Annotated in this window: 13 protein-coding genes and 1 riboswitch; of the genes, 11 read left to right on the top strand and 2 right to left on the bottom strand. The window is 52.9% G+C overall.

Features of this window, described 5'->3' with window-relative positions:
• Positions 1–53 precede the first annotated feature (53 nt).
• A complete protein-coding gene (gene mnmA / locus N7326_RS05550; protein ID WP_259077943.1) occupies positions 54–1,151 on the top strand; it encodes a tRNA 2-thiouridine(34) synthase MnmA in 1,098 nt (365 codons plus the stop codon).
• Positions 1,151–2,125 carry a hypothetical protein gene (locus N7326_RS05555; RefSeq protein WP_259158349.1) on the top strand — a complete coding sequence of 325 codons (975 nt, stop codon included), beginning with the start codon at positions 1,151–1,153 and terminating at the stop codon, positions 2,123–2,125. The genes mnmA and N7326_RS05555 overlap by 1 nt, the downstream gene beginning before the upstream one ends.
• Positions 2,126–2,133: 8 nt before the next feature.
• Here the strand turns inward: N7326_RS05555 and N7326_RS05560 are convergent, their stop codons facing one another.
• Positions 2,134–2,838: an exonuclease domain-containing protein gene (locus N7326_RS05560; RefSeq protein ID WP_259077939.1), complete on the bottom strand. Its 705-nt coding sequence runs from the start codon at positions 2,836–2,838 to the stop codon at positions 2,134–2,136.
• Positions 2,839–2,990: 152 nt separating this feature from the next.
• Between N7326_RS05560 and ligA the strand changes: the two genes are divergently transcribed.
• On the top strand, positions 2,991–5,066 hold the full coding sequence (gene ligA / locus N7326_RS05565; RefSeq protein WP_259077936.1) for an NAD-dependent DNA ligase LigA: 2,076 nt from the start codon (positions 2,991–2,993) through the stop codon (positions 5,064–5,066).
• A gap of 60 nt (positions 5,067–5,126) precedes the next feature.
• Here the strand turns inward: ligA and N7326_RS05570 are convergent, their stop codons facing one another.
• Entirely contained in the window at positions 5,127–5,789 is a 663-nt protein-coding gene (locus N7326_RS05570) for an amino acid-binding ACT domain protein (RefSeq protein ID WP_259077934.1), read from the bottom strand.
• A gap of 462 nt (positions 5,790–6,251) precedes the next feature.
• Between N7326_RS05570 and gatC the strand changes: the two genes are divergently transcribed.
• From gatC to N7326_RS05610, 8 genes are all read left to right on the top strand, one after another.
• On the top strand, positions 6,252–6,545 hold the full coding sequence (gene gatC, locus N7326_RS05575; RefSeq protein WP_259077932.1) for an Asp-tRNA(Asn)/Glu-tRNA(Gln) amidotransferase subunit GatC: 294 nt from the start codon (positions 6,252–6,254) through the stop codon (positions 6,543–6,545).
• Positions 6,546–6,551: 6 nt separating this feature from the next.
• A complete protein-coding gene (gatA, locus tag N7326_RS05580) occupies positions 6,552–8,048 on the top strand; it encodes an Asp-tRNA(Asn)/Glu-tRNA(Gln) amidotransferase subunit GatA (protein ID WP_263088288.1) in 1,497 nt (498 codons plus the stop codon).
• Between the two features lie 81 nt (positions 8,049–8,129).
• Positions 8,130–8,331: riboswitch (cobalamin riboswitch) on the top strand.
• Positions 8,332–9,311: 980 nt separating this feature from the next.
• On the top strand, positions 9,312–10,352 hold the full coding sequence (locus N7326_RS05585) for a FecCD family ABC transporter permease (protein WP_263088289.1): 1,041 nt from the start codon (positions 9,312–9,314) through the stop codon (positions 10,350–10,352).
• Positions 10,349–11,116 (top strand): ABC transporter ATP-binding protein, encoded by a 768-nt coding sequence (locus N7326_RS05590; RefSeq protein WP_259077926.1) that lies wholly within the window; start codon positions 10,349–10,351, stop codon positions 11,114–11,116. The genes N7326_RS05585 and N7326_RS05590 overlap by 4 nt, the downstream gene beginning before the upstream one ends.
• 53 nt (positions 11,117–11,169) lie before the next feature.
• Positions 11,170–12,276, top strand: a complete 1,107-nt coding sequence (locus N7326_RS05595) for an ABC transporter substrate-binding protein (protein WP_259077924.1) — start codon at positions 11,170–11,172, stop codon at positions 12,274–12,276.
• Between the two features lie 139 nt (positions 12,277–12,415).
• Complete coding sequence (locus tag N7326_RS05600) at positions 12,416–13,621, top strand: MFS transporter (protein WP_259077922.1); 1,206 nt, start codon at positions 12,416–12,418, stop codon at positions 13,619–13,621.
• Positions 13,622–13,634: 13 nt separating this feature from the next.
• Positions 13,635–15,047, top strand: a complete 1,413-nt coding sequence (locus N7326_RS05605) for a DHA2 family efflux MFS transporter permease subunit (protein WP_259077921.1) — start codon at positions 13,635–13,637, stop codon at positions 15,045–15,047.
• Between the two features lie 76 nt (positions 15,048–15,123).
• Positions 15,124–16,152: an ATP-dependent 6-phosphofructokinase gene (locus tag N7326_RS05610; protein ID WP_259077915.1), complete on the top strand. Its 1,029-nt coding sequence runs from the start codon at positions 15,124–15,126 to the stop codon at positions 16,150–16,152.
• The last annotated feature ends 33 nt before the right edge of the window (positions 16,153–16,185 follow it).

Below are 16,185 nucleotides of genomic sequence, written 5' to 3' on the forward strand. Positions count from 1 at the left end.
ACTAGAGTAGTAGACTCGCATTATCATCGACGCTCGAAAGAAGAGAGGGGCTTATGAGAGTTCTTGCAGCAATGAGCGGTGGCGTTGATTCCGCCGTCGCCGCCGCCCGCGCAGTACAAGCCGGCCACGAGGTCATCGGCGTTCACCTTGCTCTTTCTCGCGATCCGAAGTCCGTGCGCGAATCCTCCCGCGGATGCTGCTCTCTTGAAGATTCAGCCGATGCGCGCCGGGTATGCGATAAACTCGGTATTCCCTTCTACGTGTGGGACTTCTCTGACCGCTTCAAGACCGAGGTTATCGACGATTTTGTGGACTCCTATGAGCGCGGCGAAACCCCTAACCCCTGCTTAAGATGTAACGAAAAAATCAAATTTGAGGCCCTCCTCGAACGCGGGATTGCGCTAGGATTCGACGCCGTGGTTACCGGACACTACGCTCAGTTGACGCAAGTTGGTGACGGCGGCGATGGATATCTCCGCCGCGGGATCGATCCGCAAAAGGACCAGTCCTATGTTTTAGGTGTACTCGGGGCGAAGGAAATCGCACATTGCATGTTTCCTGTCGGCGATACGATTAAACCCGACATTAGACAAGAGGCAGCAACATTGGGTTTCTCGGTGGCAACCAAGCCGGACTCCTACGATATCTGTTTTATTCCCGACGGAAACACCCAAGCCTTCTTAGGAGCGCGCATCGGCCTCAGGCCAGGGATGATTGTTGACACCGAGGGCCGAGAGCTGCGCAGCCACGACGGGGCATGGAATTATACTATTGGTCAAAGAAAAGGTCTCGATATCAAGGAACCAGCTGCTGATGGTCAACCCCGATATGTCACTGATATTGATGCGGCAACCGGGACAGTGACAGTAGGTGCCAGAAAAGATCTCGAGGTCCGCACTATCACAGCTGATCGCCTCAAATACCTGCATCCTGATATGACTGGTGAATTTGAGGCTGAAGTTCAAGTTCGCGCTCACGGTTCGGTCGTACCGTGCACTGTTGTTATCGATCGCGAACGCGATACCATGACCATCGACCTTCATCATCCTCTTAGCGGTGTGGCGCGCGGGCAAGCGGCTGTCATCTATCGACCCGACCCTGGCGGAGATATTGTCTTGGGCTCCGGCACAATTTCTGGGACGAAGAACTAATGGATGCTTTTGCACGCGGCGAGTTCCCAGGAACAGACCTTGAAAGTGCTGCCGATATAATCTCCAGCGAAACGGGGAGCCTGCGAGCGATTCCACGGCTCGTGCAACGAGGCCTTGGTGCTGATCTGGTTGGACACACCATGGCCGTCATCGAAGAACTGCCTGTCGATATCGGACCCCGCTCATGGCGGCTTAGTGCCCGGCCGCAGCAGATCAGTAGGCGCCTATTCGATATGAGGGAAAGGGATCTGGACCAATTAGTGGAATTCTGGGGTCGAGGGGATATCCACTGTCACGTCATGGGCCCATGGTCACTGGCGAGCAGGATAGAGCTGCCTCGGGGACATCGCGCCATTACCGATCGCGGAGCAGTGGAGGAGATTTTTACGCTCTTCGCCGCTGGGGTGCAGCAGCATATACTCGACCTAAAGAAACGCTTTGGAAAACGGGTAACGCTCGCCATTTATGAGCCGGACGTGAAGGACCTCATGCGCGGAACGCTTCCAGGAACGAGTGACTTTGATCGAATCCCAGCGATGAACATGGAGGACCTCGCGCCTCGGTTGGCGCACTGTGTTTCTGTGCTGCCCAACGATAATACGTGGCTATACCTGCGCTCTCGCGAAGACTTTCAGATTGTCCAGCACGCTCAGTTTCCCGGGCTCATGGCTGATATCGATTCACTATGTACCGCTGAGATCCTCGATGCCTGCGGCGAAGCAGTTGCCTCAGGCATGCCGCTAGCGCTTGGCGCCGTCAACCCAAAAAAGCCATATGAGTCAGAAACAGATTTAGCCCAGCGAGTCATCCGGCTTGCAGATGAGTGGGCCATTGATCGCTGCCTGCTGCTCGAACGCCTCTCGATTACCCACACCGGCGACCTGAGTGAGGGTAGTCAGCTGGATGCCGCGCACACCCTCGAACGAGTGCGAAAGGTAGCGCAGATTTTAGAATATGCTGGCAGTGACCTCTAATAGCTTCCTTATGTGTGTGCTCTGCGCACCTGCACGGGCCACGAGGTATTGACTTCGTCTGCATCCTTGCCCTCACCTTGGAGATAGCGCGCGAGAGAACTTTGAATCTCGTGATATCCCACAGCTTGGAACTCCATCAATTCTTCCATGGATCGATCGGAGATATCGGTCTTGAACGTGTGCTTTGCTTGTTTCCACGCAATACGAGCAGCCGCTAGAGCGTCTGCGGTGGCTTCGTGAGCATTATCAATTTTGACCCCATAAAATTCACAAAGATCTGTCAAAGTCCGGCGGCCCTTACGGTAGCGATCTAAGGTTTTGTCGATCACATAGGGATCAAAAACGGGACCATTGATGAGAAAACTCGGGTCGAGGTGGTGCAAGACGGAGAGATCATAGGCGGCATTAAAAACAATAAGTGTATATCCCTGCTCCCAGCCCTTAGTGATCGTGGCAATAGTCTCATTGAGTACGTCATTGTGGGGGCGGCCGTGGGTACGCGCATAGTCGGTAGAGATTCCGTGCACGTTGGTTGCTTCCTCCGGTATGTCCACTCCTGGGTCCGCCAACATCTCATACGGGTGGGCGCCATCGGTATCGATGGTGATGAGCGCAGACGTTACTATTCGCGCCTCGAAGGGCTGCGCAGACGTGGTCTCGAGATCAAAGCTGATGACTTTTTGCGGGTCGAAGGGGTGAAGAAGCGCGTCCATAAAGATACCTTCCAGGGGAGGATGAGGGGGAGACCTTCATCAAAGTCGATGAGCCACCCAGGTTTTGTCCCTATCAGTGTAGATCACAGTCGCGACACCAAAGCTGTGAGGTGGATGACGAAAGTACGGAATTATTACTACACTCTAAGGCTATGACAAGTGAGACGAGTAAAGAGTCGGACTACAGCGATATCTATCAGCAGTGGCAAAAATTGGCGGCCACGATCACCGATCACCGGGATCTCTACTATCAAGGCTCTCCGAAGATAAGTGATCAAGAATTCGACCGACTTTTTCAAGAATTACTCGCCCTGGAAGAAGCGCATCCGCAGTTAAAAACGCCGGATAGCCCTAGTGCTCAAGTTGGTTCACCAGTAAAAGAATCTAGCTTTGAAAACGTTGAGCATCTGGAGAAGATGACTAGCTTGGACAATGTCTTCAACGCTGAGGAACTCGACGAGTGGCTTAAGAAAACCCCAGCTGATGACTATATTACCGAACTGAAAATCGATGGGCTATCGCTTGCGCTCGTCTACCGCCGTGGTGTTCTAGAACGCGCAGCTACGAGAGGGGACGGGCGCGTGGGAGAAGACGTGACAGAGAACGCCAAGGTCATCGAAGATATCCCGCACCGACTCCACGAGCACCCCGAGTTCCCCATTCCAGACGTTGTGGAAGTGCGCGGCGAAGTCTTTATCGCTGTTGAGGATTTCGGGCTCGTTAACGAACAACGGCAAAAGGATGGTGGTAAGCCATTCGCCAATCCTCGTAATGCGGCCGCTGGATCGCTGCGTCAGAAGGACGTTGAGGCCGTGAAGCGCCGCAGACTGAGGCTCCTTTGCCACGGCATTGGCTACAGCGAGGGTTTTGAGCCTGTTACACAGTCAGCAGCCTACGAAGCCCTCGATGCTTGGGGATTACCAGTGTCCAAATACTCACAAGTGGTTACCAGTTCGGCGGAAGTGCACCAACGGGTGAGCTACTGGGAAAAACACCGAGGTGATGCACTTCATGAGATGGATGGCCTTGTCATCAAGGTGAATTCACGCGCTCAACAGGCCCAACTGGGAGCAACCTCTAGAGCGCCACGCTGGGCCATCGCCTACAAATACCCTCCAGAAGAAGTTACAACTAAGCTCCTTGACATAAGGGCCTCAGTGGGACGTACCGGCCGAGTTACACCTTTTGCCATTATGGAACCAGTTTTCGTGGCCGGATCGACGGTTTCTATGGCCACATTGCACAACCAGACGGAGGTTAAGCGCAAAGGCGTTCTGATCGGTGATACCGTAGTCGTGCGTAAAGCAGGAGAGATCATTCCAGAAGTCTTAGGCCCAGTGGTGGAGGACCGTGACGGAAGTGAATACGACTTCGTTTTTCCCACGTATTGTCCGAGTTGCGGTACAGTCCTCGCGCCGCAAAAAGAAGACGACGCCGATTGGCGCTGCCCCAATACTCGTTCATGCCCTGCACAGCTGTCAGCCCGCCTGAGTTATATAGGTGGACGCGGAGCCTTTGATATCGAAGCGCTAGGTGAAAAGGGTGCCCAGGATCTCATAGCCTCCAAAGTTCTCAACGATGAGGCCGGGCTTTTCGATTTAACTGCTGAGGATCTCGAACGAACGGGCGTCTATACCACCAAGAAGGGAACTATCAACGCTAGTGCCCGGAAACTGCTCAAGAATCTTGAGAGCGCCAAGCATACCGAATTGTGGAGGGTCATCGTGGCCCTGTCAATTCGTCACGTGGGACCGATCGCGGCGCGCGCGATAGCGAATAGGTATCGCAGCATGGCTGCCGCCCGTGCCGCGGATATCGAGGACCTTGCCGAAACCCCAGGCGTAGGAACCATTATTGCGCAGAGCTTTAAGGAATGGTTCGAGGTTGATTGGCACCAGGATATCGTCGACAGATGGGCCGCTAGCGGGGTTACCATGGAAGAGAATGCTCGCGAGGAGCTGCCACAAACGCTAGCTGGTTTAACCGTCGTGGTAACGGGCACCTTGGAGGGGTATACCCGTGATTCCGTGAAGGAGGCGATTATTGCTCGTGGTGGCAAAGCCAGTGGCTCTGTATCTAGAAAGACTGATTACGTTGTCGTGGGGGCCAACGCAGGGTCTAAGGAAACGAAGGCTCGCGACTTAGGTTTACGGATTCTCAACGAAGAGGAGTTCCGTGAGCTCATTGAAACTGGGAACATCGGAAATGCTGCGGGCACTGCTGACTAGGCATCGAAGCTAAAGTATGCCCGTGGTCAGCTCGGGCCGCGGGCATGCTTCGTGGTTCTTCTAGTCTTGAAGCATCCTGGATAGGATCGTGCCAAAATTACCCATATGTTCTACCTCTCCCGGTAAATAATCGGGTCCGCCTACTCTGCCGATGATAAGGACGAGTCCAGAGTGGCCTAGGGGTGCCGCTGCGAGAGAAGAGTCGAGCAAGGACCACGACTCCGGAATCCAGGCTTCTTCTTCAGGGTTGAGAATGCGCGCCTTGGGAATATTAAGCTGCGAAGGTGCGGAGCCATCGTCGCCGGGTGCGGCATCGGATGCGGTCACTCGGCTCACAGGACTGCCATCTTGGAGGAGGATGGCCCAACTCGAGGTGATGGCCTGGGGGATCCGATCCACGAGGGCGGCAATAGTGTCAGAGTGAGAGGACGCACCTGCCACGGCTGCGAGCATGGCAATTTGACCGCGTCGATCGACAGTTCCGGAAAAAGGCCGAATGGAGTCTACTTCGACGCCTGGGACCGAGGTGGCAGCCGAAATGAGGGTATCGGCCATGGCATGACCAGGCAGATGGACTACCATATCATCCATGGCGGTACCATCGGGGAGTGTTTCTATGACATCGACCGATTTGATATTGCCATCGATTAATCCAATAGCCTCTGCGAGTAGTCCCAGGCTACCGGGAGTATCGGGAAGCAAGACGCGGATTAAGTACTTCACCGAGTATCACAGCCTTTCTTAGAGTACTGACCTTTACTTCTCATGAAGGATCCATGACTGAGGGCTAACGAAAGGCCAGACTTCCTATCTTAGACTCTCGGGGCTCCTATGCTCCGTAGCGCTCCAGCGCGTTTCGGCAATTACCAGCCACCACGATTGGGGCAACCCCTTGAACTCCTCTGGACCCTCTAGACCCTCTAGATCTCAGAAACGCGCCTAGTTGCAAAACTATGATGCACCCACCTGATAGCGCGGTGCTCATTGTGTCTCCATGGCGGCTCATGACGCTTAGGTGTGACGATCGCTGGGCATCCGCGTTACCGCGCGAGTGAGGAGCGAAGATTTGGCATGGAATAGCTCCACGTTCGATAGGTGCCCTAAGATGGTGGTTACACCTATATGTTCACCATCCAAATCGAGGTAGTGAACATCGAATTGACTGCAGTAAGGATACGACTAACAGTGCCTGATATTTCGCGCAATGAAGTTGCTCACCTGGCTAAGCTCGCCCGCTTGGCTCTAACAGATGAAGAATTGGATCGGTTTGCAGAGCAGATCGACAGTATCGTGGCTAATGTTTCCGCGGTTCAAAAGGTCTCGGTTGAGGGAGTTGAGCCGATGAGTCATCCGCACTCAATTCCAACGCGGATGCGGGAGGACAGAGTAGAGCCCACATTAACCGCGGAGCAAGCTCTGGACCAGGCGCCCAAGGTTGCCGAGCAGCGTTTCGTCGTACCTCAGATTTTGGGAGAGTAAACTAGCATGACCAGTAAATATATATGGAATTCTGAATCTGCCCCAGAGCTCGTTAAGCTCTCGGCGGCAGAGCTAGCAGAGAAAATTCACTCCCGCGAAGTCTCCTCGGTAGAGGTGACCCAAGCTCATCTTGATCGTATTGCTGACATTGATGACGACATCCACGCTTTCCTTCATATTGGAGCTCAGCAAGCTCTTGAGGCGGCGGAAAAAGTTGATGAAGCTCTCGACCGCGGGGAGCAACCCGCCTCTGCACTAGCAGGTGTGCCATTGGCACTTAAGGATGTATTTACCACCACTGACGCTCCTACGACCTGCGCTTCAAAGATACTTGAAGGGTATATATCGCCGTACGATGCCACGGTAACGTCTAAGATTCGAGCAGCTGGAATCCCAATTTTAGGTAAAACAAATATGGACGAATTTGCCATGGGCTCGTCCACGGAAAATTCCGCCTACGGTCCTACCCATAATCCGTGGGATTTGGAGCGCACTGCCGGTGGCTCCGGAGGTGGCTCAGCTGCTGCCTTAGCGTCTGGTGAGGCTCCTTTGGCTATTGGAACTGATACAGGTGGATCAATTAGGCAGCCCGCAGCTTTGACCAGCACAGTAGGCGTGAAACCAACCTATGGTACGGTCTCGCGTTATGGTCTAGTGGCATGCGCATCGTCTCTGGATCAGGGCGGCCCGACCGCGCGCACGGTACTGGACACAGCTCTTCTCCATGAGATTATTGCAGTTTATGACCGATTTGATGCGACAAGCGTGAACCGCTCTGTTGCGCCTGTTGTTGAGGCTGCACGACGGGGTCAGAGTGGCGACTTAACCGGCGTGCGGCTTGGTGTGGTCAAGCAATTCGACCGGGAAGGCTACCAAGATGGTGTATTGCAGCAATTCCACCGGTCTGTGGAGCAGCTACAATCCCAAGGTGCTGATATCGTGGAGGTCGATTGCCCCCATTTCGATGATGCACTCGCAGCCTACTACCTCATTCTGCCGTGTGAAGTGTCCTCGAACCTTGCCCGCTTTGATGGCATGCGCTATGGCTTGAGAGCCGGTGATGACGGGCAACGCTCCGCGGAAGAGGTGATGTCTCTAACGCGTGCCGAAGGCTTCGGGCCCGAAGTCAAGAGGCGCATCATTCTTGGAACTTATGCACTCTCAGTAGGTTATTACGATGCCTATTACCTGCAGGCGCAGCGTGTGCGAACGCTCATCGCCCAAGATTTCGCGCGCGCTTTTGAGCAGTGCGACGTGCTGATTTCCCCCACCACGCCTACCACCGCCTTCAAACTGGGGGAGAAGGTCTCCGATCCAATGGCAATGTACAACTTTGATTTGTGCACCCTGCCTCTAAATCTTGCTGGTTTGTGTGGCATGTCGGTCCCAGCAGGATTGGCCACCGATACCCAGCTGCCGGTGGGCTTGCAGTTGATGGCCCCCGCTTTTGCTGATGACCGTCTTTACCATGTCGGAGCGGCATTCGAACAAGGTCGTTCCTGATAGGGGGACTGGCAATTAAAAGCCCGCCGGATTTTACCGGCGGGCTTTTAATTGCCAAAACACACTGCTAAACTAATTACTAGCACTTCGAAGTGAGCTGATGGGAATTTTCCCATGGGAACACCCAGTGAGATTCTGGGGACTGACGCGCAGCGGTGAGCGGGGACTTCCTACTCTCGAGTTATTTATAGCAACCACTGGCCAATTCCATGGCTGGGAAGGTGAGAGGGTAATGAGGGTTGATCCGCGAAGTCCGAAGACCGATCAGCTCGTGACCGTTAGTAATCGCCTCGCGTTCTAGGTAGATGCTGATACTACGAGGATCTTTCCGGCATAGCAGGTCCGTTATAGTGCCTTAGGTTCGATCAGCCCTCCGTCAAAAGGGCCGGTACACCTATCGCCATAATGCTCCTAAGTGCACGCGCCACGCAGAACCGTGGGGCAGTAGCAGAAAAGTGAGTCAGTCGATCGTATTGAGGTCACTGTCAGCCGGAAAAGTTTTGTCAGGCTTCCTCCGGGACCAAACGATCGACAGGCGCTTGTGATGCGCGGAAAATGCTGCCTCCTCCCTGCTGACGCACCTTTTGATGAAACAGGAAATAGGTTATCGTCGTCGCACCTTTTTTGAGGAAAGCCTCGACGCTGAGGGAATATGATCTCGAAGTTTTTCCCACCCCTTTTAGCTTCGAGTAATTTTATTTCGGTGCCGAACATGGACTCAAATAGTCTCAAGATTCATCTTGGGGGCTGAGCTTAAAAAAGGTCCAACCTATTTCCTGTTTCACCCATGCCTTAATTTAGTGATTTTAGTTTGTTATTTGATATGCATTTAGCGGATAAAATGGCATCGCCAATGAAACGGTTGGCTGTCAGAGCTTTCGCTGCGCAGTCCACAAACCAGAGGGTATCGGGGGTTCTGTAGGAGACGGGGAATGAGTCAGTCGGCGTGTGAAACCCGGGGAATAAGCCAGATGTGTCGGCAATCGTAATAACTGCTGCTCGTACAGTTAAGAAGCGTATTAGGGGAGAGCTTGCTTAGGCGATTTATCACAATCAATGGTGGTAGTGGATACCGGGAAAAACGGGGGTAAAGAGATTAGTCTTTTTTATTGTTTAGATAACATTTTCACCTTTCAGTTACGTTACGTCAGGTATATGAGCTACCATTACCGCTGAGCTTTCATTAGAAAGCTAGCGTTAGTAACAAGTATCTAGACAAGCTGCTTTGCTACCGCTTTTTTTTGGAATAATAGAGGTTCGTTAGTGCTAAAGTTTCGGTGGCTCACACCCGTTCTCTTTCTCACCTTGCTGGGTTTTACAGCGGTGAGTTTTGTGCTTTCCTTAACCTTTGGTGCGGTTGAATATCCCGCAGCAGATGTTCGAAACGTAGTGATGGCCCACCTCGCAGGTGGAATAGGAGATGACCCAGCACTTGATGCGGTTGTGTGGGAGCTTCGCGCCCCTCGAGGCCTGCTAGCTATCATCGTGGGCGCCGGTTTGGCGCTAGCAGGTGTGGCCATGCAGACTCTGGTGCGCAATCCTCTCGCAGATCCCTATCTTCTTGGCGTTTCCTCTGGCGCTTCAGTGGGAGCAACTGCGGTTATCACATGGGGAATATTCTCTTCCTTCGGTCTCTACTCGCTCTCGGTGGGTGCTCTGATTGGCGCCCTCGTTGCTACCGTCAGCGTATACACCATCACTCTAGCCCAAGGAGGTCTGACCCCTTTGCGCCTGATACTTACTGGTGTTGTACTTTCGTCGGCTTTTTCTGCCCTGGCAAGCTTCCTCGTTTTTTGGGGACCAGATCCCCGTGCCGCTCAAGGAGTAATGTTCTGGATGCTAGGCTCAGTCTCAGGCGGACAGTGGGATAAGCTGCTGATTCCGGTCGTAGTCGTTGTTATCAGCTACCTCATCCTCAGCTTATGCGCTAATGATCTCGATGCTTTAGCTTCAGGCCCTGACACCGCTAGTGCTTTGGGGGTAAAGGTGCCACAGCTTAGGCGTTTACTCTTTTTCCTCCAAGCCCTGTTGGTGGGATCGATGGTCGCTGTTGCTGGCGGCATCGGATTCGTTGGCTTGGTTATTCCACACCTTGCCCGAATGGTGGTGGGCTCTCTGCACCGTCGATTGCTACCCATTGCGATGGCGATGGGTGGGCTGTTTCTCCTTTGGGTTGATGTGTTAGCGCGTATCGCCGCCGCTCCACAAGAAATTCCGCTCGGTGTGGTGACCGGTGTGATTGGCGCACCAATATTCCTGATTCTCATGAGTCGCGGTCGCTATACCTTTGGGAGTGCATCATGACCTTACTTGAAGTTAAAAACGTTGCTGCGGGATTTAATCAAAGGTCGGTTGTTCACGATGCTTCCTTTAGGGTGGCGAATGGATCCTTCACAGCACTCGTAGGAGTCAACGGTGCAGGTAAATCGACACTGCTTCGCGCTATTGCGGGCATCACTCCGGTTCTATCTGGCCATGTGCACCTCGACGGACACGATATCCACCGTATGCCGTCAAAAAAGCGAGCCCAAGCTCTCAGTTTCATCGGGCAGGATGAGGTTCCGTTGGGTGATCTCACCGTTCATGAGATGGTAGCTATGGGGCGTATGCCGCATCTAAAGAGCTGGCAAATTGGCGGCAGAAAAGAGCAGACGATTATTGAATCATGTTTAGACATGGTGGATATGGTCGGCCTTGCGGAGCGCCGCTGTGAGCAGCTATCTGGCGGTCAGCGTCGATTAGCTCTGATCGCAAGAGGGCTAGCTCAGCAGGCACCCATGATGATCCTGGATGAGCCGACCAATCACCTTGATGTTCACCACCAGCACCATCTCCTGCAGTTATTGAAGAACTCGGGATTAACCATTCTTGCTACTATTCACGATCTCGATCTTGCGGTTGCATACTGCGATCAAGTTGTGGTGCTCCATGAGGGCGGGATCTTGGTTGCAGGGACTCCTGTCGAGGTACTAAATTCGCAAACCTTAAGACAGGTCTTTGATGTCTCAGCTTTTGTATTCGATTTTGAGACAACAGAACACCCCCATCTAGTTGTGGATTCTCTCTGATAGATTCTGCACCAGTACGACCCAGCTCAGAAGGGCTGGAGAAAGAAAACCTAATGAAAAATATCTGGAATAACAAGAGCATCGGCGCCCTAGTGATTAGCGCCTTCGTTTTAACTGGCTGCGCAAATAATGAGCAGGCCGTTAACCCTGCCACCTCGGGCGCTGCCGACAGCCAAATGACTAAGGCAGCTGAAGGCGAAGGAGTCACTGTTACTAACTGCGGCGAAGAGGTGACCTTCTCGAAGGCCGACAATCTATTCGTCAACGACGGCAATATCATCTCCATCGTCATGTCGGCTGGTGCTCGCGAGAATATCAAATATGTCTCGTCTGTCCAGCGCGATATGGATATCCTCAGGGCCAAATACGGTGAGGAGGTCGATGGCTTAGTTGATGTGGCTGAGCAGTACCCGTCTCTCGAAGAGATCGTATCCAAGCAACCTGATATTTATGTAGCTGGGTGGGGCTACGGCTTCAGTGAGGGTAAAAATATCACTCCAGAGGCACTCAAAGAGCAAGGCATCGACTCGTATTTCCTCACGGAATCATGCCGCCAAGAGGATGGCGACCGCGGTATCGTTGACCCCTGGACCGCTGTGACCACCGATATCAAGAATATCGCCGCCATCACTGGACACAAGGAGAACGCCGATAAGGTCGTTGCCGATATCAACTCCCGCCTGAATAAATTGGAAAACGCCGCGAAGGCTGAGAAGACCCCTGTAGGCTTCCTTTTCGATTCTGGCAGTGACACCATCTTTACCTCTGGCCGGTTCGGTGCTCCGCAAGCCATCCTAGAGGCTGCTGGCTCCGAAAATGCAGCCGCTGATATTGACAACACATGGACCACTGTGAGCTGGGAGCAAATGTCCGCGAAATCCCCAGATTTCTTCGTTTTCGTGGAATATCCAGGACAAGAATTCGATGAGAAGGTGAAGATCCTCAAGGAGCACCCAGTGACCAAGGATCTCCCAGCTGTCAAGGAAAACCGCTTTATCAACCTGCCGTATGCGATGTGGACCTCCGGCCCGCTCAATATCGATGCTGCTGAGCACGTACGGAAGGGCTTGGAAAAATTTGACCTCGTTCCTGCCTCGAACCTGACTCCCAAGCTTGATTTGCCAGATTCTGTTCCTGGTAAGGAGTTCTTCGTCGGCTAGTAGCCGCTGATTTTGCTCTACAGTTAACCGCCTCTGTCTGTGACGAGGCGGTTTTTCACCCCCTACTTTGCTATACCTCAGATTCGGCTAAGCTGTGCTGCAAAGCTAGTACCGGGGAAAGGGTATACAGTTGCCTCAGTTGACGCGCTCTCCAAAAAATACCGTATGGGTTTACCTCCTATCAGCCGCCTTATCCAATTTTGGCAACTCCATTGCTGGGACTGTGTGGCCATGGCTAGTCCTCGTACGCACGGGAGATCCGGCTTCCGCTGCACTGGTGGCCGCTCTCATTGCTATTCCCTCGGTGGTGTTTTCCGTTGTCGGCGGCCAACTCATCGATACCTTTGGCCGGAAACGTATGAGCGTAATCTCCGACACCATTTCTGCTTTAAGCATCGTGAGCGTAATCATCGTTGATCAACTTTTGGGGCTTAATATATGGTGGTTCGTGATTATAGGGATCTTTGGGGCAATCGGCGACGTCCCAGGTTACGCCGCGCGTAGTGCCCTCCTGGGAGATGTCGCTCAAACCTCTCAACGCACCTTGAAGTGGTTAGCGGGTGCTAGTCAGACGGTGGGCGCGATGACCTTTCTTGTTGGTCCAGCACTTGCCGGTGTACTTATTGCAGCGTTCCCTATCACTCAAGTTCTGTGGATTACCGCGTTATGTTCTTTCTTAGCCGCGCTGGTGACGTGGTCGCTGCGTTTGAAACCCAGTCAAGAGGCAGCAGAAACCTCAGACAATCCTCTGCAGGGCTGGCGAGCATGGACCAACCTGTTAAAAAGCGGGCCTATACGATTGCTTGCTATCACCAGTGGTATCTCTCAAATCTTAGTCATGCCTTATATCATTATTGTGGTTCCAGCCCACTTTCAGGCCACCGAGAATCCTCTCGGTATGGGCATGGTGCTTTCGAGTTTCGCTATTGGGATGATGGCCGGCGGTGTTCTAAGTACTACAATCTCTTCCAAAAATAAGTTCTGCCCGTGGAGTATTGCTCTTCTCAGTTACAGCATTGGGTTTTCTATGATGTCAGTCCTACAGTGGGAATGGGTCGTGATCGCGGGGACTGCTATTGCCGGAATTGGCGGCGGATTAATTAATCCTCTGCAAGCGGTCATCATCACCGAGAATGCCGCCGAGCACGTGCGAGGGCGAGCGTTTTCGCTCCTCGGTGCCATTGCCTTATTAACTCAACCCATGGGATTATCAGCCGCAGCATTTTTCCTGGAATTCACGACCATCTATGTTCTTGCCACAGCGGTTGCGGGAATTTGGCTCATTGTTGCTTTATGGGCTGCCGTTTATGGAGCGCGAGTGCTGCACCCGAGCAAAATAGCGTAGTAGGATCGTACCGGTGACTGATATAAGTGAGAAGCAGGCATGGCGGGCGCTGGCAGCCTTGTGTATTGGCTTCTTTATGATTTTACTTGACCAAACAATCGTTGCCGTTGCCACCCCTGAAATCCAAGCCGAACTGGGTGCCACGCTCAATCAAGTGGTGTGGGTATCGAGTATTTATTTACTCTTCTTCGCGGTCCCTATCCTTGTTACCGGACGCTTAGGTGACCGATATGGACAGCGTCGGATGTATATCACGGGTATGTCTATCTTCACGGCAAGCTCGCTGGCTTGTGGACTGGCTCCCTCGATTGACATTCTCATTGTAGCGCGCGCTTTCCAAGGGATCGGGGCGGCTATTATGACACCCCAAACAATGAGTGTGGTTAACCGGATTTTTCCGCGCGATCGACGTGGTGCGGCCCTCGGGGTTTGGGGTGCGGTTGCGGGACTTGCCACTTTGCTTGGCCCAATTCTCGGCGGAGTCTTAGTCAGCAGTGTGGGATGGCAGTGGATTTTTCTGGCGAATATCCCTCTCGGAATTCCTTCGATTATTGCGGTTTATTACTGGGTTCCAAAGCTCCCGCGAACCGCTAAGGCAATAGACACCGTAAGTGTTGTTGTGGCAATAGTCGCTATGTCCTGTTTCATTTTTGCGGTTCAGCAGGGTCCCGAGCTCGGGTGGCCCTGGTGGTTGTGGATCCTTCTCGCCATCGGACTGCTAGGTATCGGGTATTTTATTCGACGTCAGGCTGATGTGGCTGCTCGCGCCGAGGATGCTCTCGTTCCTTTGGAAATTTTCAAGGACAAGAATTTTTCCCTTGCCGCTTTCTCCATATCGACCATGGCTTTTGCGGTTGGGGGTGTGATGCTCCCTATGATGATTTACCTCCAAGACGGGCACCAATTAAGCGCGCAAGATGCGGGTTTTATGCTCATTCCCATGTCCGTTCTAGCGGGCGTTTTGGCTCCTTTTGTCGGCAGGTTATCGGATCGGCTTCATCCACGAATCCTCTCTACTATTGGGTTTAGCTGTATGCTCTGTGCTGCCTGTGCGCTGTTTGTCGTTATGCGCGAAGGATGGAGCTACTGGTGGTTGTTGCTTCCTGTGGTTTTGCTTGGTTTTGGAAATGGTTTCGTGTGGTCGCCTAATTCCGCCACCGCCCTGCGAGACCTTCCTGTTTCGCAGCTAGGAGCAGCTTCAGGGGTATATAATACGACCCGTCAGGTGGGTTCAGTGGTTGGGACCGCCATGATCGGCGCCTTAATGCAGCACGGTATGGCGCATTCTGCTTCGGTCAAAGACGCTATGGGTTTTTCCATGATTGCAGCCGTCATCGCGCTGGCTTTTGGCCTGCTAGCCGTAATCCAATTCAACGACCCGTCAGCGAAAAAGAATGCTCGTGTGCGAGAAAACTCACAACTCTAGGAAAGACCAGCTCAACACCACAATGCCCATTTTTACCGATCGGACATTTTTTCAAGTATAAGCTAGGATAACAATCATGCGTATTGCCACTTTAACCTCCGGCGGCGACTGCCCCGGCCTGAATGCTGTTATTCGAGGAATCGTTCGTACCGCCACCGAGTACGGCTCCACAGTAGTGGGCTATCAAGATGGTTGGGTAGGCCTCATGGAAGATCGCCGTGTGCAGCTTTACGACGATGAAAGTATCGATCGTATTCTCTTACGTGGCGGTACCATACTTGGTACCGGCCGACTGCACCCTGACCGTTTCAAGAGTGGGGTTGACCAGATCAAGGCAAATCTCGCTGACGCAGGGATCGATGCTCTCGTACCCATCGGTGGCGAGGGAACCTTGAAGGGCGCTCAGTGGCTCGCAGATAACGGGATCCCTGTTGTAGGTGTCCCTAAAACAATCGACAACGACGTCAACGGAACCGATTTCACCTTTGGTTTTGATACGGCAGTATCAGTAGCAACAGACTCGATTGACCGTTTGCACACTACCGCAGAATCGCACAACCGCGTGATGATCGTGGAGGTTATGGGTCGGCATGTCGGTTGGATTGCCTTGCACGCAGGTATGGCTGGTGGCGCTCACTATATTGTGATACCTGAGGTTCCTTTTGATATTGCGGAAATCTGCAAGGCAATGGAACGTCGCTTCCAAATGGGCGAAAAGTACGGCATTATTGTGGTTGCTGAAGGTGCACTGCCCAAGGAAGGCACCCTGAATTTTGATGAGGGTGAAGAGGATCAATTTGGTCACAAGACCTTTAATGGCATCGGTCATGTGATCGGTGAGGAAATCAAAAAACGTCTGGGACACGATGTTCGCACCTCGGTGTTGGGACATATTCAACGCGGCGGTACTCCCACCGCCTTTGACCGAGTTCTTGCCACTCGCTATGGCGTTCATGCAGCTCGTGCTTGCCACAACGGAAACTTTGGTAAGTGTGTGGCTCTGCATGGAGAACATATCGAGCTCATCGATTTGCAAGAAGCAGTTGGCAGTTTGAAAGCTGTTCCAGCCGGCCGGTATCGCACCGCCCAAGCCCTCTTTGGCTAATAATAGTAAAAGAAAAAGCCTGCGGCCTCTGTG

The sequence above is a fragment of the Corynebacterium sp. ES2794-CONJ1 genome (assembly GCF_025660615.1).
Lineage (GTDB): Bacteria > Actinomycetota > Actinomycetes > Mycobacteriales > Mycobacteriaceae > Corynebacterium.

What these genes read in the sequence shown, in the direction of transcription:
- N7326_RS05560 (WP_259077939.1), bottom strand. Translation starts at nt 2,838, where the DNA reads ATGGACGCGCTTCTTCACCCCTTCGACCCGCAAAAAGTCATCAGCTTT.
- N7326_RS05555 (WP_259158349.1), top strand. Translation starts at nt 1,151, where the DNA reads ATGGATGCTTTTGCACGCGGCGAGTTCCCAGGAACAGACCTTGAAAGT.
- gatA (WP_263088288.1), top strand. Translation starts at nt 6,552, where the DNA reads ATGACCAGTAAATATATATGGAATTCTGAATCTGCCCCAGAGCTCGTT.
- mnmA (WP_259077943.1), top strand. Translation starts at nt 54, where the DNA reads ATGAGAGTTCTTGCAGCAATGAGCGGTGGCGTTGATTCCGCCGTCGCC.
- ligA (WP_259077936.1), top strand. Translation starts at nt 2,991, where the DNA reads ATGACAAGTGAGACGAGTAAAGAGTCGGACTACAGCGATATCTATCAG.
- N7326_RS05590 (WP_259077926.1), top strand. Translation starts at nt 10,349, where the DNA reads ATGACCTTACTTGAAGTTAAAAACGTTGCTGCGGGATTTAATCAAAGG.
- N7326_RS05610 (WP_259077915.1), top strand. Translation starts at nt 15,124, where the DNA reads ATGCGTATTGCCACTTTAACCTCCGGCGGCGACTGCCCCGGCCTGAAT.
- N7326_RS05595 (WP_259077924.1), top strand. Translation starts at nt 11,170, where the DNA reads ATGAAAAATATCTGGAATAACAAGAGCATCGGCGCCCTAGTGATTAGC.